Source organism: Actinokineospora fastidiosa, from assembly GCF_014648415.1.
Classification (GTDB): Bacteria; Actinomycetota; Actinomycetes; order Mycobacteriales; family Pseudonocardiaceae; genus Actinokineospora; species Actinokineospora fastidiosa.
The window spans coordinates 383,578-404,222 of record NZ_BMRB01000003.1; the positions used below are offsets into that span (position 1 = coordinate 383,578).

15 protein-coding genes are annotated in these 20,645 nt (G+C 74.1%); 9 read left to right on the forward strand and 6 right to left on the reverse strand.

Annotation, left to right across the window (positions count from 1 at the left end; translation table 11 throughout):
• Window positions 1-36 precede the first annotated feature (36 nt).
• Window positions 37-618: a TetR/AcrR family transcriptional regulator gene (locus tag IEY98_RS20755; RefSeq protein WP_189212227.1), complete on the forward strand. Its 582-nt coding sequence runs from the start codon at window positions 37-39 to the stop codon at window positions 616-618.
• Window positions 619-649: 31 nt separating this feature from the next.
• Here the strand turns inward: IEY98_RS20755 and IEY98_RS20760 are convergent, their stop codons facing one another.
• Window positions 650-2,194 (reverse strand): acyl-CoA synthetase, encoded by a 1,545-nt coding sequence (locus IEY98_RS20760; RefSeq protein ID WP_229787204.1) that lies wholly within the window; start codon window positions 2,192-2,194, stop codon window positions 650-652.
• Window positions 2,195-2,457: 263 nt separating this feature from the next.
• On the opposite strand from IEY98_RS20760, the gene IEY98_RS20765 reads away from it, so the two are divergent.
• Genes IEY98_RS20765 through IEY98_RS20770 form a run of 3 tightly spaced genes read left to right on the forward strand, consistent with a single transcriptional unit; the run spans window position 2,458 to window position 5,722 of the window.
• Window positions 2,458-4,089: a bifunctional 3'-5' exonuclease/DNA polymerase gene (locus IEY98_RS20765; protein ID WP_189212229.1), complete on the forward strand. Its 1,632-nt coding sequence runs from the start codon at window positions 2,458-2,460 to the stop codon at window positions 4,087-4,089.
• Between the two features lie 15 nt (window positions 4,090-4,104).
• Window positions 4,105-4,806 (forward strand): hypothetical protein, encoded by a 702-nt coding sequence (locus IEY98_RS32775; RefSeq protein WP_229787107.1) that lies wholly within the window; start codon window positions 4,105-4,107, stop codon window positions 4,804-4,806.
• A 49-nt stretch (window positions 4,807-4,855) separates the two neighbouring features.
• A complete protein-coding gene (locus IEY98_RS20770) occupies window positions 4,856-5,722 on the forward strand; it encodes an NAD(P)-dependent oxidoreductase (RefSeq protein ID WP_229787108.1) in 867 nt (288 codons plus the stop codon).
• Here the strand turns inward: IEY98_RS20770 and IEY98_RS20775 are convergent.
• From IEY98_RS20775 to IEY98_RS20785, 3 genes are read right to left on the reverse strand one after another with little or no spacing between them, the layout of a single operon-like run.
• A complete protein-coding gene (locus tag IEY98_RS20775) occupies window positions 5,612-6,496 on the reverse strand; it encodes an AraC family transcriptional regulator (RefSeq protein ID WP_189212231.1) in 885 nt (294 codons plus the stop codon). The two genes, IEY98_RS20770 and IEY98_RS20775, sit on opposite strands and share 111 nt — an antisense overlap.
• Window positions 6,496-7,650: a lactate 2-monooxygenase gene (locus IEY98_RS20780; RefSeq protein ID WP_189212232.1), complete on the reverse strand. Its 1,155-nt coding sequence runs from the start codon at window positions 7,648-7,650 to the stop codon at window positions 6,496-6,498. The genes IEY98_RS20775 and IEY98_RS20780 overlap by 1 nt, the downstream gene beginning before the upstream one ends.
• Before the next feature lie 41 nt (window positions 7,651-7,691).
• Window positions 7,692-9,821 (reverse strand): tetratricopeptide repeat protein, encoded by a 2,130-nt coding sequence (locus tag IEY98_RS20785; RefSeq protein WP_189212233.1) that lies wholly within the window; start codon window positions 9,819-9,821, stop codon window positions 7,692-7,694.
• A 176-nt stretch (window positions 9,822-9,997) separates the two neighbouring features.
• Between IEY98_RS20785 and IEY98_RS20790 the strand changes: the two genes are divergently transcribed.
• The 3 genes from IEY98_RS20790 (at window position 9,998) to IEY98_RS20800 (ending at window position 13,514) form a co-directional block, all read left to right on the forward strand.
• Window positions 9,998-11,266, forward strand: a complete 1,269-nt coding sequence (locus tag IEY98_RS20790; RefSeq protein WP_189212234.1) for a multidrug effflux MFS transporter — start codon at window positions 9,998-10,000, stop codon at window positions 11,264-11,266.
• A 98-nt stretch (window positions 11,267-11,364) separates the two neighbouring features.
• The gene (locus IEY98_RS20795; protein ID WP_189212235.1) at window positions 11,365-11,568 is read left to right on the forward strand and encodes a hypothetical protein; all 204 of its coding nucleotides are present in this window, start codon (window positions 11,365-11,367) and stop codon (window positions 11,566-11,568) included.
• Between the two features lie 56 nt (window positions 11,569-11,624).
• Window positions 11,625-13,514 (forward strand): SDR family oxidoreductase, encoded by a 1,890-nt coding sequence (locus IEY98_RS20800; protein WP_189212236.1) that lies wholly within the window; start codon window positions 11,625-11,627, stop codon window positions 13,512-13,514.
• On the opposite strand, the gene IEY98_RS20805 is transcribed toward IEY98_RS20800, so the two are convergent.
• Complete coding sequence (locus IEY98_RS20805) at window positions 13,480-17,013, reverse strand: NB-ARC domain-containing protein (RefSeq protein ID WP_189212237.1); 3,534 nt, start codon at window positions 17,011-17,013, stop codon at window positions 13,480-13,482. The genes IEY98_RS20800 and IEY98_RS20805 overlap by 35 nt on opposite strands.
• Window positions 17,014-17,144: 131 nt before the next feature.
• On the opposite strand from IEY98_RS20805, the gene IEY98_RS20810 reads away from it, so the two are divergent.
• Complete coding sequence (locus IEY98_RS20810) at window positions 17,145-17,636, forward strand: PH domain-containing protein (protein ID WP_189212238.1); 492 nt, start codon at window positions 17,145-17,147, stop codon at window positions 17,634-17,636.
• Window positions 17,633-19,141: a PH domain-containing protein gene (locus IEY98_RS20815; protein ID WP_229787109.1), complete on the forward strand. Its 1,509-nt coding sequence runs from the start codon at window positions 17,633-17,635 to the stop codon at window positions 19,139-19,141. Before IEY98_RS20810 ends, IEY98_RS20815 begins: the two co-directional genes overlap by 4 nt.
• On the opposite strand, the gene IEY98_RS20820 is transcribed toward IEY98_RS20815, so the two are convergent.
• The gene (locus tag IEY98_RS20820) at window positions 19,131-20,609 is read right to left on the reverse strand and encodes a glutamate-cysteine ligase family protein (RefSeq protein ID WP_189212239.1); all 1,479 of its coding nucleotides are present in this window, start codon (window positions 20,607-20,609) and stop codon (window positions 19,131-19,133) included. The genes IEY98_RS20815 and IEY98_RS20820 overlap by 11 nt on opposite strands.
• Between the last annotated feature and the right edge of the window lie 36 nt (window positions 20,610-20,645).

Below are 20,645 nucleotides of genomic sequence, written 5' to 3' on the forward strand. Positions count from 1 at the left end.
CCTCCTTATCGAGCAGCGCTCAACAGCAGGAGGACCATGGACCAGGTGACGCGGCCCACCCGGACCCGGCGCACCGCCGAGGACCGCCGCCGCCAGCTGATCGGCATCGGCCTGCGCATGCTGACCACCCGGCCGATCCACGACATCACCGTCGACGACGTGGCGGCGCAGGCCGGGATCGCGCGCAGCCTGCTGTTCCACTACTTCCCCACCAAGCAGGACTTCTACGTCGAGGTCGTGCGCGCGGCGGGCCGCCGCATGCTGCGCGCGACCCGGGTCGACCCGGACGCGCCCGGTCCGCAGCGGCTGCGCGCGATCGTGGAGGGCTACATCGCCTTCCTGACCCGGCGGCGCTCGCAGTACGTGGGCCTGTTCCGCGCGGGCGGCCAGGGCGACTGGGTGCGCGCGGTGCACGACGAGACCCAGACGGCCCTGACCGAGCGCACCCTGGACGCGCTGGGCCTCGCCGAGCCGGACGAGGTCACCGAACTCGCGGTGCGCGCCTGGTGGGCGTTCACCGAGGAGCTGACCATCGAGTGGACCGGCCGCGGCCGCACCGACCACGACGCGCTGGTGGAGCTGCTGTTGTCCACTCTGGATGGCCTCGTCCGCCGCTGACCGCTTAACCGTCCGTCGGCGGCTTCGCGGCTCAGCCGAGTTCGGTGAGCTGCTTGCGCATGAGCTTTCCGGTGGCGTTGCGGGGGAGTTCGTCGAGGAAGACGACGTCGCGGGGGACCTTGAAGCGGGCCAGGTTGGCCTTGACGTGCTCGCGCAGGTCGTCGGCGGTGACCGTGGCGGGGTTGTCCACGACGACGTAGGCCTTGAGGCGTTGGCCGAACTGCTCGTCGGTGACGCCGAGGACGGCCGCCTCGACCACGCCGGGGTACTCGACCAGCAGGTTCTCGATCTCGGCCGGGAAGACGTTCTCGCCGCCGGAGACGATCATGTCGTCGTCGCGGCCGTCGATGAACAGCCTGCCCTCGGCGTCGAAGTGGCCGATGTCGCCGCTGGAGAGCAGGCCGTCGATCATGTCCTTGGTGCGGCCGTCGGTGTACCCGGCGAAGCTGAGGCCGCTGCCGACGAACACCCGGCCGGTGACGTGCGGCTCGCTGATCGGCTTGCCGTCGTTGTCGTAGAGCACGACCCGGCAGCCCACGGGCGGCTTGCCCACGGTGCCCGGGGCGGCCTTCCAGTCCTCCGGCGTGGCCACGGTGGCGACGGCGACCTCGGTGGACCCGTACAGGTTGTGGATGACGTCGCCGAACGCCTTCGTGGCGCGGTTGCCCAGCTCGGGGGAGAGCGCCGAGCCCGCGGTGAAGAGGATGCGCAGCGAGGACGTGTCGTACTTGGCCAGGACCTCCGGGCCGAGGTCGAGGACGCGCTGCAGCATCGTCGGGACCAGCACGACGGCGGTGGCCCTGTTGGCGGCGATGTCGGCCAGCATCGTCTCCGGGTCGAACTTGCGCCGCAGCACGACGCAGGACCCGAGGGCGAACGACAGGATGAACTGCGACAGCCCGGTCGCGTGGAACAGCGGCGCGCCGAGGACCGTGCACTCCCCCGCGCGCAGCGGCACCCGGTCGAGGAACTGGGCGGCGGCCAGCGGGGAGCGGACCTGGCGGGGCGCGCCCTTGGGGGTGCCGGTGGTCCCGCTGGTCAGCAGCACCATGCCGCCGGGCTCGGCGGGCGCGGGCAGCGGCTTGTCGTCGGCCTCGGCGATCAGCTGCTCCAGCGTCGTGCCGCCCTCGCCCCAGGACAGGAACCGCGGAACGGACACCGCCTCGGCGAGGTCGGCGAACTCCTCGTCGTGCACGAAGACGGTCACGCCCTCGCGCTCGGCCACGTCGATCAGCTGCGGGCGGGCGAAGCCGGTGTTCATGAGCAGCAGCCGGGCGCCGATCTTGCCCGCGGCCAGCATGGTCTCGACGGCCCCTCGGTGATCGCGCGCGAGCAGGGCGACCACGGACTTGTCGGTGACACCCCGCTGCTGGAGCGCGCGGGCGAGCGCGTTGGAGCGGGTGTCGAGCTCGTGGAAGGTCAGCGGGCCGCGCTCGTCGACCAGCCCGACGGCGGTCTTGTCCCTGGTCGCGGCCACCTGCGCGGCCCCGGCGATCGGCCCGAGCCTGCGCACGGCGAGCGCGGACTTGAGCACGTGGTCAGGACGCGACAGCGGCACGAGCCCGGCCCTGCGCATCACGTCGACGCTGCGCACCGCCACCTTGGCCTTGGTGAGGATCTCGGACACCACGCCTCCCCGGCTGTTACTGATGGGTAACACCGTGCCCCAGGCCCCTCGGCCCCGTCAACCACGCGTCCGGGAACTCGTCGCGGGGGGCGCAAAACGGGACGCACGGGACACTGGGGGAGAGCAAGATCCGGCCCGTGCGGGGAGACGGCGCCGGGTCCCGCTGACCGAAAGTGAGGCAGGCTGTCGGTCCCCGGCGGCAGAATCACCTCGTGCTGGTCGCGGTGGTACCCACGGGGGACGGTCGGGGCAGGGCCCGCGTGCTGGGCTCCGCCACGACCGTCGAGACCGACGACCTCGCCGGGTGGATGGCAGGCATGGAGGCCGAGGGGCCGCGGTGGATCGTGCCCTCGGCCGAGGAGCTGTACCCGGCGCTGCTCGAGCGCGGGGTCCGGCTGGGCCGGTGCCACGACCTCGGGCTGGTCGAGGCGCTGCTGCTCGCCTTCGCCGAGACGCCGAGGCGGCCGAGGAACCTGGCGGCGGCGTGGGCCCGGCTGCGGGGCGGGCCGGAGCCCGCCGACCCCCGGCCGATCGCCAAGGGCGAGCAGCCGACGCTGTTCGAGCCCGACCGAGGGACCACGCCCGCCGGGGTCGACGTGCTGGACGCCATCGAGGCCGTCCACACCGACCAGGAGCGGCGCATCGCCGCGACCGCGCATCCCGAGCGGCTGCGGCTGCTGGCGGCAGCGGAGTCCGCCGGGGCGCTGGCCGCTGCCGAGATGACCCACCACGGGCTGCCCTGGCGGGCCGACATCCACGCCGAGCTGCTGGTCACCGCGTTGGGCCCGCGGCCATCGCCCGGGGGGCGGCCCGCGAAGCTGGCGGCGCTGGCCGACCGGATCACCGCGGCGTTCCACGGCCGGGCGGTCAACCCGGACGCGCCCGCGAGCATCGTGGCCGCGTTCGCCAGGGAGGGCATCGAGATCCCGTCGGCGCGGGCGTGGGTGCTGCGGGAGGTCGACCACCCGGCCGTCGAGCCGCTGCTGGAGTACAAGGAGCTGGCGCGGCTGTACGTCGCGCACGGGTGGTCGTGGCTGGAGAGCTGGGTCGACGGCGGGCGGTTCCGCCCGGAGTACGTCGTCGGCGGCGTGGTCTCCGGGCGGTGGGCGACGCGCGGCGGAGCGGCATTGCAACTGCCCAAGCTGCTGCGGACGGCCGTGCGCGCCGATCCCGGCTGGTCGCTGGTGGTCGCCGACGCCGCCCAGCTGGAGCCGCGCGTGCTCGGCGCGCTGGCCGAGGACCAGCGGTTCGCCGAGGTGTCGGCGTCGGTCGACCTCTACACCAGCCTCGCCGCGGACGCCTTCGGCGGCGACCGGGGCCGGGCGAAGATCGCCATGCTCTCGGCGATGTACGGCGGCACCAGCGGCGAGGCCGGACCGCTGCTCGCCGTGCTGCGCAAACGCTTCCCGCGCGCGGTCGACTACGTCGAGCACGCTGCCCGCGCCGGGGAGCAGGGCCGGGTCGTGCGCTCGCGCCTGGGCCGCACCAGCCCGCCGCCGAGCGAGGCGTGGCGCGAGCTGACGTCCACCGACGAGACCGCGGGCCGCAGGGCCGCCCGCGACTGGGGGCGGTTCACCCGCAACTTCGTCGTGCAGGCCAGCGCGGCGGACTGGGCGCTGACGATGCTCGCCGCGCTGCGCCGCCGTCTGGCCGCGAGCGAGGCGGCGATCGTCTTCTTCCAGCACGACGAGGTCATCGTGCACTGCCCGGCCGCCGACGCCCCCGCCGTCGCCGCCGAGTTCGACGCGGCCGCCGCCGAGGCCACCGGCCTGGTCTTCGGGCAGACACCCGTGCGCTTCCCGCTCCAGGCAACCATCGTGGACTGCTACGCCGACGCCAAGTGATGGCACGATTGATCAATGACGGGCAAGGTCCGGAACTCCACCAGCGTCGGCGGCAACGCCTCGGGCATCTTCACCCAGGCGGGTGGCAACGTCCGCATCTCCTTCGGCAGCCCGTGGCTGCCGTACGCGGTGGTGATCGCCGTGATCGCCCTCGGCGCGGCGCTGGTGCTCGCCCTGGTCGGCGACGAGCCCGCCGCGCCCGCGGGGCAGTCCCAGCCGCCGCCCGTCCCGGCCACCGCCGCGCCGACGACCACCGCGGCTGCCGTCGAGCCCACCACGACGGCAGCCGACCCGCGGCCCACCACCGAGACCACCGCCGCCGAACCGGCCACCGGGTTCCGGCGCGTGTACTCGCAGGTCTGGGCCGTGCAGCAGGTGAACGTCGATGTCATCCCGCCGAGTCCGGGCAGCGGGTCGGCGGTCTTCACCCTCGACTACCTCCCCGGCGTCGGCGGCGCCCCCACCCGCGCGGACCTCTACGCGGGCTCGAACATGTACCAGCGGCAGCGGACGCTGGCGGAGTGGCGCGGCGCGGGTGTGCCCGACGGCGAGCAGTGCCAGGACGCGATCCGGCGGTTCGGCACCGCGCGGCTGTCCCTGGCCGAGGGCGGCGTCTACTGCGCGGAGAGCCCGCGCGGCCGGATCGTGGTGCTCAGCGACGTCGAGTTCCACGAGAGGGACGCGTTCGCCCTGCTCACCGTCTGGGCCCGGAACTAGCGCACAAACCTTCAAGACCGCGCCCGCTCCGCTGAGTACAACGCCGGGTGTGGAGACTGTGGGATTCATCGGACTGGGTGTCATGGGCTCGCCCATGGCCGTCAACCTCGCGCGATCCGGCACCCCGGTGGTCGTGTGGAACCGCACCCCCGCCAAGTGCGCACCCGCGCTGGCGGCGGGCGCCGAGCAGGGCGAGAGCGTGGCCGCGGTGTTCGACCGCGCCGAGATCGTGTTCCTGATGCTGGCCGACGAGGCCGCCGTCGACGCCGTGCTCGACCGCGGCGGCCCGGCGTTCGGGCCGAGGGTGCGCGGGCGGGTCGTCGTGCAGATGGGGACGCTCGCGGCCACCTACTCGCAGGCGCTCGAAGCCGACATCGCCGCGGCGGGCGGGGACTACGTGGAGGCGCCGGTCTCCGGGTCCAAGGGGCCCGCCGAGAGCGCGACGCTGGTGGGCATGGTCGCAGGCAGCGCGGCGGAGCGGGTGCGGCCGCTGATGGCGGCGATGTGCTCGCGGGTGGTCGACTGCGGCGCCGTCCCGGGCGCTCTGCTGATGAAGTTCGCGGTCAACCTGCACCTGATCACGCTGGCCACCGGGCTCGCCGAGGCGTTCCACTTCGCCGAGGAGCACGGCCTGGACACCGTGCGGCTGGCGGAGATCCTCGACAACGGGCCGATGTCGTCGGCGCTGTCGCGGGCCAAGACCGCCAAGCTGGTCGCCGGGGACCTCGCCGTGCAGGCCGCGTGCGCGGACGTCCTCAAGAACAACCAGCTCATCGCGGGCGCCGCCCGCGCCAACGGCACGGCGTCACCGCTGCTGGACGCCTGCCACGCGCTGTTCACCGAGACCGTGGCGCTCGGCCACGGCAAGTCCGACATGATCGCGGTGATCCACGCCCTGCGCGAGCGAACCGGATGACCGCCACGCCGCCGGGGTGAGGCCGAAGGCGCCCTTGAACATGCGCGTCAGGTGCGCCTGGTCGGCGAACCCGGCGGCCACCGCCACCTCGCTCAGCGGCCGTCCCGCGCGGATCAGCCCGCGGGCGATGTCGAGCCTGCGCAGCGTCCGGAACCGGGTGGGGCTGGTGCCGAACGCGGCCCGGAACTGGCGGGCCATCGACCACCGGTCGCACCCGGCGACCCGCTCCAGCTCGGCGACGCTGTGCGGGACGGTCGGGTCGTCGATCAGCAGCGACCGCACGCGGGTCATCGCGGCGATGTCGATGGCGGCGCGGCCGCGGCGGGGCGCGGCGTGCGCGCGGAGCAGGTCGGCGATCGCCGTGGTCAGCTCGACGGCGGCGAGGTCGTCGAGCGGGTCGTCGATGTCGGCGAGGCGGGCGGTCATGATCGGGTCGGCGCGGCTGACCACCGGGTCGGCCACGAACGGCAACGGCGCGCCGCCGAGCGCGGACTGCACCAGGGCGGGGTCGAGGTAGAAGATCCGGTAGCGGAAGCCCGCGTCGGTCCCGGCAGCGCCGTCGTGCGGCTCGTCGGGGTGCAGGATGTGCCACTCCCCCGGCAGGCACTGCCGCCGCTCGCCGCGGAAGCGGAAGGTCTGCACGCCCGAGAGCGTCATCCCGATGGCGTAGGTGTCGTGGCGGTGGGTGGAGAAGGCTGCGCCCAGCAGGGACGCCTCGAACCGCTCGATGCCCTCGGCCCCGCCGCCGAAGCGGAGCCTGAACCCGGCCTCCATCAGGCGCTCCGCACGAGGCTGGAGTCCACTTCGGACACGCTACGCCTGCCGCACAGGCCCAGCGTCAGGTCGAGGTCGGCGAGCAGGCCGCGCAGCACGTGCCGGACGCCGTCCTCGCCGCCGAGGCCGAGGCCGTAGACGTAGGGGCGGCCGAGCAGGACCGCGTCGGCGCCGAGGGCGAGCGCCTTGAGCACGTCCGCGCCCGTGCGGACGCCGGAGTCGAACAGCACCGACATGCGCGAGCCGACGGCCGAGGCGATCTCCGGCAGCATCTCCAGCGCGCCGACCGCGCCGTCGACCTGCCTGCCGCCGTGGTTGGACACCACGATGCCGTCCATGCCCGCGTCGGCGGCGCGGCGGGCGTCGTCGGGGTGTTGGATTCCCTTGAGGACGATCGGGCCGTCCCAGTGCTCGCGCAGGAACGGCAGGCGGTCCCAGCTCTTGTCCTGCCCGGTGAACAGCGACACCCAGCGCAGCACGGCCATCGCCTGGTCGTCGGCGGGGGACTTGGCCAGCCCGGCGAGGAACGCGGGGTCAGTGAAGGCGTTCGCCACGCCGGTCGCGCGCAGGAACGGCAGGTAGGCCTGGTCGAGGTCCTGCGGGCGCCAGGCGAGGGTCCAGGTGTCGAGGGTGACCACCAGCACCTCGTACCCGGCGCGCTTGGCGCGCTGCAGCAGGCTCGCGCACACCTCGGGCTCGTTGGGCCAGTACAGCTGGAACCAGCGCGGCCCCGCGGCCTCGGCGACCTCCTCGAGGGCGTAGGAGGACGCGGTGGAGAGCACGATCGGCACGCCCAGCGCCTTGGCCGCGCGGGCGGTGGCGAGCTCGCCGTCGGGGTGCACGATCGACTGCACGCCGATGGGGGCGAGCAGCACGGGCGCGGGCATGGCGGTGCCGAGGACGGTGGTGTCGAGGGTCCGCTCGGTGGCGTCGGCCAGCATCCGGGGCACGATCCGCCACCGGTCGAAGGCGTCGCGGTTGGCGCGCATGGTCGCGCCCGAGCCCGCGCCGCCCGCGACGTAGCCGAAGGGTCCGGGCGCGAACGCCTCGGCGGCGACGGCCTCGAGCCGGGTCGCGTCGGTGGTGAACGGCGGGGTCTTCTCGGCCAGCCCCTGCAGGTAGATCTCGTTCTGGTAGCCGGAGTGCTGGCCCATCGCGCGTCCTCACCGTCGGGGGTCGGGTCCGCGAGAGTCTGTCACCGGCGGATGCGCATCCGCCACAGTCCGAGCGTGCCGACGGCGAAGGCCAGCAGGCCGAGGATGACCACCGGGGTCAGCAGGGCCATGCCGGTGGCGCCCAGCCCGAGGGCCGCTGTCCAGACGGCGAGCAGGCCGAGCCCGAGCGCCAGGACGGCGGCGCAGACGGCCATGAGCCGGTCCTGCCCCCAGAGGTAGCCCGGCGTCACCCGGATGTCGGCGGGGAGCCGGAACACCGCCACCCCCACGACCCCCGCGACCAGCACGAGCAACGCCACCCCGAACCACACCAGCAACCGGCTCGGCGAGGGCATGCCCGCGATCATCAGCACGAGCCCCCCGGCCAGCAACCACCCGGCCCCCCGCCGCAACGCCAACCACAACCCGATCCGCTGCGCCCGCCCGAACCGCCGATCCCGCAGCGGCCGCGCCTCCCGAGCCCCACCCGCACCGACGGTCCGCCCTTGCTGCCCCACCGCGGCCCGCCCCCCACCGCCCCGCACACGCCCACCCCGCACGAACAGATCAGGCTCCTGCTCCCCCGCACGCCGCCCCGTCCCCCGCGCGAACAGCTCAGCCTTGCGATCCCCCTTGCCCCAGCCCGACCCAACACCGCCACCAGAACCCCCACCCCCAAACCGATCCGCCTCGCGCTCGGCTCCCGCAGAGCCACCGCGCGCGAACCGACCCGGCTCGAACCGATCATCGCCTGTGGAGTCCTCGCGGGCGAACCGATTTGCCTCGGCCCCATCCCGCTCGGCTCCCACGGAACCACCACGCGCGAACTGACCGGGGCCGTCATGATCACCCTCGACCTCCACAGAGCCACCCTCCGCGAACGGATCGGGTTCGGGCCGGTCATCGGCTGTGGAGTCGCCGCGGGCGGGGCGGGTGGGCTTGGTCCAATCGCGGGTGGTTCCTGCCGCGCCCGCGTGGGGGAAGCGGGCGGGCTTGGACCCATCGTCCTCGGCATGGGTCGCGGCGCTGGTTGCGAACGGGGCGGGCGTTGAGCCGCGAGTGGGCCTGGGGCGGCGGGGCCGGGGCTCCTCGGTGAGGCCTGCGAACAAGTCGGGCTTGGGGGCGGGGCGGGGGTGGCGGGACCGGATTCGGGCGAAGAGGCCTGGCTTTCGGCGCTCGCCCTCGGTCGGGAACAGGTCGGGGCGGGCGGTGGCGGGCTCTCGGTCCTCGGTTGGGTCGGGGTTGGGGCCTGCGGTTGTGCGATCGCCGTTTGGACGGTCGCCGTCGTCTTGCGGGGCTTGTTTGGGGCGGGGGGTCCAGGCAGTGCCGTCGGGGTGGGTGGACTCGGCGTCGGGGCGGGTGGGGTCGGCGTCGAGATCATCGGCGGGTGGGTGGTGGAGGTGGTCGGACAGGTCCACCGGGGCCGCGTGCGCGTGGACGGCCGCGTCGTCGAGGTCCGGGGCCAGGCGGACGGCTCGGGCGGCGGCGGGGCGTTTGGGGCCGCGGGGGGACTTCGGCGCGCGGGCCGGGTCGGCGTCGACCAGGGTCCAGTCGGGATCCTCCGCCTCATGCCACGCCGTCGAGCGTTCCCAGGGGACGTCGCCGAAGCGGCCCGTGGTGCGGCGGAGGCGGGAGAGGGCGGCCTGGGCGTCGGGGTTCGTCGGGTCCAGGCGCAGGGACTCCTGGTACGCCGCCCGCGCCCCGTCGAGGTCGCCCGCGCGCTCGGCGGTGTTGCCCAGGACCTCGTGGGTGCGGGGCTCCTCCGGGGCGATCGCCACCGCGCGGCGGGCGGCGGTGAGGGCGTCGGCCGGGGTGGTGGGGGCCAGGGCCTCCGCGAGCGCCACCTGGCCGCGCCAGTCGTCGGGGTCGCGGCGGGCCGACTCGCGGGCGGAGATCACCGCCTCCTCGTGCCTGCCCAGCTCGGTCAGCGCGAGGCTGGCCAGGCGGTGCGCCCACGCGGGCTCGCCGAGGGTGATCGCGCGCTTGGCGGCGTCGAGGCAGTGCAGCGGCTCGCCGACGTCCAGGAACGCCGCCGCGAGACCGCACCACGCGCCGGGGTGGTCGGGATGGTCGGCGAGCACGGGCCGCAGGACCTCGATGGCGGCGCGCGGCCTGCCCGCGGCGGTGAGGCGCGCCGCGTCGGCGAGGACCGCATCGATCGGCTGGGACATGGCTCCCCTCCCGCGCTCTGGACGCACAGTCTGTCAAGGGACCGATCCGGTGCCCAGTCGACCCGCCCGGGTGTCCACCGGGTGATCAGCGATGACGGACAGACGTACCAAGCCAGTGTGGACCAGACAGGCGACGGCGGGTAAGCCTCGTTTGTCATAGGACATAGACTGATCGGGTGAGCAGACCATCGCCGTGGGCGAGAGCGCGGCTCGCGCTACTCCTCGGCGGGATCTCCGCCTTCGGTCCCCTGTCCATCGACATGTACCTCCCGGCGTTCCCGGAGATCGCCGACGGCCTGGACACCGGCCAGGCGCAGGTCCAACTCACCCTGACCGCGTTCATGATCGGGATGGCGGTGGGCCAGGCGGTCGTCGGTCCGCTTTCGGACACCCTCGGCAGGCGCCTTCCGCTGCTCGCGGGCCTGACCGCCTACACGATGGCGTCGCTGGCCTGCGCGATCTCCCCGTCGGTGTTCACGCTCGTCGGACTGCGGTTCGCGCAGGGCGTCGCCGCCGCGGCCGGGGTGGTGATCGCCCGCGCCGCCGTGCGCGACATCTTCACCGGGCCCGCGATGGCGCGGTTCTTCTCCATGCTGATGCTGGTGTCCGGGCTCGCCCCGATCCTGGCCCCGCTGATCGGCGCGCAGGTGCTGCGGTGGACGAACTGGCAGGGCGTGTTCGTCGTGCTGGCCTACTTCGGCGTCCTGCTGCTCATCGCGGCGACGGTCTGCCTGCGGGAGACGCTGCCGCCGCCCAAGCGCCGCCCGGCGAACCCGCGCCAGATCATGCGCACCTATCTGCGCGTCGCCACCGACCGGACGTTCGTCGCCTACGCGACCTCGATCGGCTTCGTCACCGCCGCGATGTTCGCCTACATCGCCGGGTCGCCGTTCGTCCTGCAGGAGCTGCACGGGCTCAGCCCCCAGACCTACAGCCTGGTCTTCGGCGCCAACGCGCTGGGCCTGATGCTGTTCACCCAGGTCAACGGCATCCTGCTGCGCTGGCTCAGCCCCCGCGTCCTGCTGACGGTCGGCCTGGCGCTGTCCGCGCTGGCCGGGGCCGGGGTCTACACCGCGGTGGCCATGGAGCTGGAGCTGGTGTACCTGCTGGCGGCGCTGTTCCTCGTGGTGGCGAGCCTGGGCATCGTCAGCCCGAACGCGACCGCGCTCGCGCTGGCCGACCACGGCAACCGGGCGGGCACGGCGTCCGCGCTGCTGGGCGTGATCCAGTTCCTCATCGGCGGCCTGGCAGCGCCGCTGGTCGGGCTCGGCGCGGAGCGGTCGGCGACGCCGATGGCCACGGTGATCGCGGGCATGTCGGCGGCCGGGCTGATCGCGTTCGCGCTGCTGCGGCCCACCCGGCGCCGCCCCGGCCGCTACGCCGCCTTCCGCCAGGCCGACACCATCCCGTTCCGGCCGGTCGGGTCGCCGCGGGGGCATGTGTAGAGAAATCCCCGGATTGGCGTCACCTTGTCCCGTCACGGCTCGTTACCGTCCGCGTCGCATAAGCGCCAGCACATGGTTTCAAGAGAGGGTGGGACACGGTGAGCAGCCACCGGGAGTGGACGGTCAGCTGCCGCGACATAGCGGGTCGGCGGCGGGACGTCACGATCTTCGTCCGGCAGGGCAGGGTGGTGCTCGTGGCCCCGCCGGGGGAGACGGCCGTCTTCTCCCCGCTGGACGTGGGCCGCCTGCGGGCCGCCCTGCGGGACGCGGTCGTGGACGCCTCGGTGGAGGCCGATCGCTGACCACACTTCCTACTTGTGAGTAGGTAGTGGCAGAATCCTGTCCGAGGAGGCACGGGATGGCTACCTACTTCGTCACGGGCGCGACAGGATTCCTCGGCCGCAGGCTGGTGGACCGGCTGTTGGCGCGGCCCGACTGCGGCACGATCCACGTCCTGGTGCGCGCGCGGTCACTGCGCAAGCTGCCCGCGTGGGACGAGCGCGTCGTGCCGGTCGTCGGCGACCTGTGCGAGCCCGGCCTCGGCCTCGACCTGCTGCCGCCGGTCGACCACGTCGTCCACCTCGGCGCGGTCTACGACTTCACCGCCCCGGGCGCCGACAACGAGACGGTCAACGTCGTCGGCACCGCGAACGTGGTCAACTTCGCCGCCGCGGCGGGCGCGCGGCTGTTCCACCACGTCTCGTCGGTGGCCGTCGCTGGCGATCACCGGGGCCGGTTCACCGAGGCGGACTTCGACCTCGGCCAGCGCCACCACGCGCCGTACCACGCGACCAAGTTCGCCGCCGAGAAGCTGGTCCGCGAGCAGGACCGAGTCCCGTACCGGATCTACCGCCCGGCGGCGGTCGTCGGCGACTCGCGCACGGGCGAGATGGACAAGGTCGACGGCCCGTACTACTTCCTGCCGACCATCGCCCGGCTGGCCCGCCTGCCCAGGGCGCTCCCGCTGGTGCTGCCCGACCTCGGCGCGACCAACGTCGTCCCGGTCGACTACGTCGTCGACGCGATGGCCCACCTGATGCACATCGACGCGCCCTCGGGCAGCACCTACCACCTGACGCACAACGGCAGGCAGCCCAACACCGAGATCTACAACGCCTTCGCCGACGCGCTCGGCGCCCCGCGGATCGCCGCGACGCTGCCGGTCCGCCTGCCGCGCCTGCGCCCGGGCCCGGCCGCCTGCGCGGCGCTGGCCGAGGCGGGCATCCCCGCCGAGGTCGTCCCGCACCTGGACATGCCGACGGTGTTCGACTCGACCCGCACCGAGGAGGCGCTGGCCGGCGCGGTCACCCTGCCGCCGTTCGCCTCGTACGCGGGTCGGCTGGTGCGGTACTGGGCCGAGCACCTCGACCCGGACCGCGGCGACCACGGCCTGCGCGGCAAGCGGATCGTGGTGACCGGGGCGTCCTCGGGGATCGGCAAGGCGACGGCGCTGGCGCTCGGACGGCGCGGCGCGCACGTCCTGCTGGTCGCCCGCCGCACCGAGGAGCTGGCCGCGGTGGCCGACCTCGTCGCCGACGCGGGCGGGACGGCGTCGGCCCACCCCTGCGACCTCACCGACGCCGACGCGGTCGACGCGCTGGTCAAGGATCTCGGCCAGGTCGACATGCTGGTCAACAACGCGGGCCGCTCCATCCGCCGCTCAGTGCGGCTGTCGACGGACCGCCTGCACGACTACGAGCGCACGATGGCGCTGAACTACTTCGCCCCGCTGCGCCTCACCCTGGGCCTGCTGCCCGGCATGCGCGCCGCCGGTCGCGGCCGGATCGTCAACGTGACCACCATGGGCCTGCAGTCGGACACCCCGCGCTTCGCCGCCTACCTGGCGTCGAAGGGCGCACTGGAGCACTTCGGCCGCGCGGCGGGCCGCGAGCTGCTGGCCGACGGCGTGACGTTCTGCTCGGTCCGCATGCCCCTGGTGCGGACGCCGATGATCACCGCGACCGACGCCTACCGCGGCGTGCCCGCGTTCTCCCCGGACACGGCGGCGCGGATGATCGTCTCCGCGCTGGAGGGGACCGCGGAGGTGGTGCAGCGGCCGGAGGGCCTGGCGCTGGAACTGCTGCGGGTGCTCGCGCCGACGGTGCACCGGCAGGCGCTCAACCTGACCCACCGGATGACCCCGGAGTCCGCCCCGGAGGCCCGCGACCGCGGCGAGCACCCGGCGGCGGTGCTGGCGAGCGCGCTCGTCCGGCCTATCTGGCGACGCCTGCGTCGACCGTCGGGCTGACGGTCGCCGGGTCGCTTTCGCCCGGCACGTAGGCGAACCAGAAGATCCCGTGGCCGCCGATGACCGCCAGCCGCTCGTCGGTCAGCCACGCGCAGCCGGTGACCTCGCCGTCGAGCCGGATCTCGGTCAGCGGGGACCAGTCCCCGGCGTCGCGGATCCGCAGCACCCGCTCGGACACGCTCGCGACGAGCCTGCCGTTCGGCGACCACCGGTCGTCCATCACCTTCGACGGAAAGCGCGGCGGCGCTTCGCTTTCGGTCCACGTGCGGGTGTCCCACCAACGGTCGCCGTCGGGTCCCGTCAGCAGAAGGTGGGCGCCGTCGGGGGTGACGTCCATGGCGTCGACCTCGTGATCGACGCGGATCGCGGCGAGGGGCGCCCAATCGCCCGGCGCGAGCACGTGAACCGTCCTGGCCCGGCGCACCGCCAGCCACTCGCCGTGCGGCGAGATCGCGGCCTCGGCCGAGTTGTCCTGCTTCGGCGTGCGCCCCGCGACGCGGCGGAGCCGGTTGGCCAGCTGGTCGGTCCTGTCCGCCCACTCCCGGTGGACGCGCACCCCGGACTCGGTGGCCTCCAGGAACACCGGCGGCGTCCAGGTCGTCGTGTCCCACACCACGACCCAGCCCTGGGTGTCGACCCCGCAGACCAGAGCGCCGCCGACCCCCAGGGGGTACCGCAGCAGGTCAGCGGGGTGCAGCAGCGGCCGGGCGCTGCGCCAGTCGTCCGTCCGGCACAGCAGGAAGCGGTCGAAGTCCTGGATCAGCAGCAGGTCGGCGCCGACCGGGGTGAGGTCGAAGAGGCGACCGGGATAGCGGATCCTCTCCCGGACCCCGCCGCCGGCCGGGTCGTGGATCTCGACGACGTCGCCCGTGCCCACGGCGAACCAGCTCCCGTCCGGCGCGGCCGCGCACTCGCCCAGGGCGTCGGGGACCTCGCGGTGCTCCACATCCACGCGCGCCCGGCCCGGGTTCCACAGCCGGACCGTGCGGTCCTTCGCCGTCGAGGCCAGCACCGAGCCGTCCGGGGCGAAGGCGAGGTCCGTCACCTCCGCCCCGTGCGCGGCGATGGCGCCCGCCTGACGCCACGCGACGGTGTCCCAGAGCACGATCAGCCCGTTCTCCCCGCCGACGGCGAGGGTCCCGCCGTCAGGGGAGAACACCGCGACCGTGAGGTCGCGGTGGTGGTGGAGCATCCGTGGGGGCTCCCCCATCGCGGTCAGGTCCCAGATCAGCACCCCGACGTCCCCGGGAGCCGCGGCCCACCGGCCGTCGGGGCTGACCGCCACGGCCTCACAGGTGAAGCCGCTCGGCAGCGGCATCGCGGCGCCGACCGCGGCGCGCGGGTCCCACACCTTCACGCCGTCGCCGTCGACGGCCAGCAGCCGCCCGTCCGGCAGTGCCGCGCAGGACTCCACCGCCGGGTCGGTCTTGATCACCCGGATCAGCCCGCCGGTGGCGACGTCCCACAGCCGGGCCTGCCGGTAGTAGTCCGCGGTCAGCAGGGTCGTGCCGTCGGCGGAGAAGCAGCAGCAGTTCAGCGGCGTCCGGTGCCCGGTGAGCGTGTACCGCAGCCGCCAGGTGCTCGTGTCCCACACGTCGACGGTGTGCGCATCAGCCGCGCAGGCGAGAAGGCGGCCGTCGGGCGACAGCGCGAAGCCCTCCTCCAGCAGGTCCCGCGCGCTGCCCTCCAGGATGCGCAGGAGCCTGCCGGTCTCCGGGTCCCAGACGCGCACCCCGTCGGCGGCGACGGTCGCCAGCCAGCTTCCGTCCGGGGCGTAGACGCAGCCCTCGACGATGTCCTCGTGTCCGACCAGCACGCGGTTCAGGGCGGGGTCCGGCAGGTCCGGCAGCGCGCGCTGCGGCACAAGGCGCGGCACGCCGTCGACCGCGGCCAGGGCGGCTCTCCGCAGTTTGTCGAGCGCGGGAGAGGCGGGAAGGCGCTGGGCGAGGGCGTTCACCACGGCGTGGTCGGGCTCTGTCGGCACCAGCAGGTGGCCGAGCTGGTCGAGGAACCGGCCCAGCTCCACCGCGCTCTCGGTGTCCACGAACGCCAGGTCCTCGGCCACCGCGACCGGGCCGAAGCGGCGCAGCTTGGTGATGACCCACGGCGGCGCGGTCGCCAGCGCCGCCAGTTCCTCCGCGCGGCCCGCGCTGTCCAGGTGGTAGGCGAGCGAGCGCCACAGGTAGTCGGCCGAGCGCGGCAGGCACCACCACGGCACCTGGCCGGACACCGGGTCGGGCAGGGTGGACGCCACCTCGGTCAACAGGCTCTCGTTCAGCCGCGCGAGCCGCAGACCGCCGCACTCGTGCCGCAGGTACGTGCGGATGACGTCGTGCAGGCGCAGACGGGGGCCGTGCTGGGTCACCAGCGACAGCTCGACCAGCTCGCGGCACAGCCGGTCGCTCTCGTCCCGCGCCAGGTCGGCGGTCGCCTTCCAGAGGTGGGCGACGAGGTCCTGCGGGACCTCGACGTCCTCGGGGAAGATCGCCAGCTCCAGCGCGCGGTCCCGGTTGGCCCCCAGCACGCTCAGCGAGGACTCCAGGGTCGCGGCGACCGTCCGCTCGCGGCGGGCGGTGTCGGTGACGTCCAGCGCCGCCGGGCCCAGCTCGCCCAGGCGGCGCAGCAGGCGTTCGGCGGCCTCGGCGATGTCGCCGCCGTCGCGGGCGGTGCGGCGCAGCGCGGCGTTCGCCAGCCGCAGGGCAAGGGGCCATCGGCCGGTGATGTCCAGCAGCCGCTCGCCGACGTGCGCGGGGAGCCCGCCGAGGCCGCTGCCGAGCAGTTCGGTCGCCTGCACCCGGCTCATCTGGTCGACCCGGATGGTCGCGGTGTCGGCGGAGTCCGGGAGCAGGTCCGGGATCCTGGTGGTGACCATGAGGGTGCAGCCGCGTCCGGCGTTGAGGAACGGCCGCAGCTGCTCCGCGGTCCAGACGTCGTCGACGACCAGCAGGGACGGCCCCCGCTCGGCCAGCAGCTCGCCCAGTTGGAGCCCGGCCTGCTCCGGGCTGGTGAGGCCCGACCGCCGCCGCGCGACCCGCTCGATGACGTCGTTGACCGTGTCGGCCAGGGCCGCGCCCCGCACCTCCTGGCCCACCGTCACCCAGTAGATCGACGGGAACGCCGCCTTGATCTCCGGCAGCTCGCAGACCTGGGCCGCCAACGTGGTCTTGCCGAACCCTCCGGCGCCCGCGAGCGCGGTGGTGATCCCGACCTTGCGCCGCCCGCCCGCGAGCAGCGCGCGGACGATCCCGCCGGTCAGCTCCGGCCGGGGCACGAACCCGTCCACGGCGGCCACCTCGGCGGGCGCGCCCAGCGCCGTGCGGGACTCCCGCCCCGGCGTCGACCGCCAGACCTCCAGGCCGACCCAGGCCAGCGACAGCGCGGCCAGCCCCAGGAAGATCAGCCAGCTCCACCCCGAGGTCAGCAGGTTGACCATGACGGCGACGAGGACGCTCACCGTGGTGGCCGCCGCCGCGGCGACCGCCTGCCTCCGTGCCGTCATCGAGCGCGCCCCCTCGGCAAGATCGTCGGAACACCGGCAGCGTAGTGCGTGCGCAGGGCCACGCCCCGGTCGTCGCCGCGTCCCCCTCCGGGCTGACGGCGGCGCACGGACGCGGGAGGCAGACTGGCGGGGTGGACGACGGTGAGTGGCGGTTGCGTGCGCCGGTGAACCTGGTCAGCAAGCGCGCGGTGGTGCAGTGGACGGTGCGGGCGGCGATCGGCTGGATCGTGGTGCTCGGCGGGCTCGGCGTCTGGCACGCGCTGGGCGGCCCGGACTGGGTGGGGCACGTGCTCGCCGGGCTCGCGGTCGCCGCCGTCGTGCACGTGGCGGTGATGCCGACGTGGCGGTACCGGGTGCACCGGTGGGAGACGACCCCGGCGGCGGTGTTCACCCGCAGCGGGTGGATCAACCAGGAGTGGCGGCTGGCGCCCGTCTCGCGCATCCAGACCGTCGACACCGGGCGCGGGCCGCTGCAGCAGCTGCTCAAGCTGGCGACCGTCACCATCACCACCGCGTCCGCGGCGGGGCCGCTCAAGATCGAGGGGCTGGACGAGAGCGTCGCCGCCCGCATCGTCGACGAGTTGGCCACCACCACGCAGGCCGTGCCCGGGGACGCGACGTGACCGCGTTCCCCGCCGCGCCGCCGGTCGCCGAGCCCGTGCCCGAATGGGGCAGGCTCGACCCGAGGATGATCGTGGTCAAGCCGCTCAACGAGCTGATCGGCCTGCTGCCCCTCCTGTTCGCCCTGGTGTTCCTCGGCAACGTCGAGACGTGGCGGATCGTGGTCGGGGTCGGGACCGTTGCGCTGATCATCCTCTACGGCCTCTTCGCCTGGCTGACGACGAAGTACCGGATCACCGACGCGCAGGTCGAGCTGCACACCGGGGTCGTGTTCCGGCAGCGCAGGGCCATCCCGCGCGACCGCATCCGCACGGTCGACCTCACCGCCAAGCTCGGCCACCGGCTGTTCGGGCTGTCCGCTGTCCGGGTCGGCACCGGGCAGCAGGAGCGGCAGGCGGGCGAGGGCGTCGTGCTCGACGCCGTCACCACCGCCGAGGCCGAACGCCTGCGCCAGGTCTTCCTGCACCGCCCGACCACCGCCGCGGCCTCGACGGACGGCGCGGAGGAACCGGCCGCCGTCGAGATCACCCGGCTGGACCGGCGCTGGTACCGCTACGCCCCGCTGTCGCTGTCGGGTCTGCTCGGCATCGCGATCGCGGTGGGGTTCGGGATGAACCTCGCGGGCGAGCTCAACCTGCGGTTCTCCGAGGTCGACGTGATCCGCGGCCTGTTCGGCTGGCTCAGCGGCCAGTCGCCCGCGCTGGTGGTGCTGATCGCCGCCGTGGTGGTCGTCCTGCTGTCCACTGTGGCCTCACTGCTGACGTATCTGCTCCAGAACCACGATTTCCGCCTCACCCGGCACGCCGACGCCACCGTCCGCGTGCGCCGGGGGCTGCTGACCACGCGCTCGGTCTCCATCGAGGAGCAGCGCCTGCGCGGCGTCGCGCTGCACGAGCCCCTGCTGCTGCGCGCGGCGCGCGGCGCCCGGCTCAACGCGGTGACCACCGGCCTCGGCCTGCGCCAGGCCGCCAGCAGCCTGCTGGTCCCGCCCGCCCCGCGCGCGGAGTCGCACCGGGTCGCCGCGGCGGTCATCGGCGAGAACCCCACGAGCGCGCCCTTGACCCGCCACCCGGTCGCCGCGCGCCGCAGGCGGCTGGTCAGGGCGGTCGCCGTCCCGGTCGTGCTCACCGCGGCGCTGGCCCTGCTCAGCGCCTTCGCCGACTGGCCTGCCGGGCTGTGGATCGGGGCGGCCGCGCTGATCCCGCTGTCCGTCCTCATCGGACTCGACCGCTACCGCACCCTCGGCCACGCGCTCACCGGGCGCTACCTGGTCAGCCGTTCCGGCTCGTTCACCCGCCGCACGGTCGCCCTGCAGCGCACCGGCATCATCGGCTGGCGCGTCGAGCAGTCGCCGTTCCAGCGGCGCGCGCGGCTGGTCACCCTGACCGCCACGACGGCGGCCGGGCACGGCCAGTACGCGGTGACCGACATCGGCGAGTCCGACGGCGTCCGGCTCGCCGACGCCGCCGTCCCCGACCTGCTGACGCCGTTCCTGATCAGGGAGTAGGCCACTCGTGCACGGGCCGGTTGGCGTGCATCAGCTCCAGGTAGCGGCGGGTCATCTCGGCCAGCGCCTCGTCGCGGTCCAGCGATGACCCCTCCTCCAGCGCGCGGACGGTGCTCACCTGCCAGGTGGCGCCGTTGCGGCCGGTGAGGCAGCGCTGCTCGATCACGCCGAGCAGGCGGTCCCGGTCCTCGGCGGCCACGCCCCAGGCGTCCAGCCCGTCGTGGGCCATCGGCAGCAGCCGCCGGAGCACCAGCTCGGTCAGCGGCACCTCGCCGACCCCCGGCCAGTACACCCGGCAGTCGATGCCGTTGCGCGCGGCGGCGTGGAAGTTGTCCTCCGCCGCCGAGAAGCTCATCCGCGACCACACCGGGCGGTCCTGGTCGGCGAGCGCGCGCACCAGGCCGAAGTAGAACGCGCCGTTGGCCATCACGTCGATCACCGTCGGCCCGGCGGGCAGCACGCGGTTCTCCACGCGCACGTGCGGGCGGCCGCGCACCACGTCGTAGATCGGGCGGTTCCAGCGGTAGACGGTGCCGTTGTGCAGGCGCAGCTCCTCCAGCCGGGGCACGTCGCCGCGCTCCAGCACCTCCGTCGGGTCCTCGTCGGAGCACATCGGCAGCAGGGCGGGGAAGTACTGCACGTTCTCCTCGAACAGGTCGAAGATCGAGGTGATCCACCGGTCCCCGAACCACACCCTCGGCCGCACGCCCTGCGCCTTCAGCTCGTCCGGGCGGGTGTCGGTGGCCTGCTCGAACAGCGCGATCCGCGTCTCGGCCCACAGCTGCTTGCCGAACAGGTACGGCGCGTTCGCCCCCAGCGCCACCTGCGGCCCGGCGATGACCTGGCTGGCGTTCCAGAACCGGGCGAAGTCGTCCGGGGCCACCTGCAGGTGGAACTGCACGCTCGTGCACGCCGCCTCGGGCCCGATCGACTCGGCCTGGGTGGCCAGCCGCTCCGCGCCGGTGATCGCGATGGCCATGTCCTCCCCGCGCGCGGCGAACACCTGCTGGTCCAGCATCCGGTAGCGCGGGTTCTCCGACAGCGCCTCCGGGGCGGTGTGCTCGCGCCGCAGCGTCGGCAGGATGCCGACCATCGCGATGTGCGCGCCGATGCGCGCGGCCCTGGCCTCGGCCGCGTTGAGGTCGTCGCGGACCTTCTTCTCGAACGCGGTCAGCCCGACGGGGTCGAGCCGCTGCGGCGGCACGTTGATCTCGATGTTGAACTGCCCGAGCTCGGGGACGAACGCGGGGTCATCGATCTCGTCCAGCACCTCGGCGTTGCGCAGGGACGGCCTGCCCTCGGGGTCGACGAGGTTCAGCTCGACCTCCATGCCCGCCATCGGCCGGTCGGCGTCGAACCGCGACTCGGCCAGCATGCGCGCGAACACGTCCAGGCACTGGCGCACCTTCTGCCGGAACCGCTGGCGGTCGGCCCGGGTGAACTCGGTCTGCTCGACGTCCTTGCCCATGCCGCCAAGCGTGATTCATCCGTGACCATCCCGCCA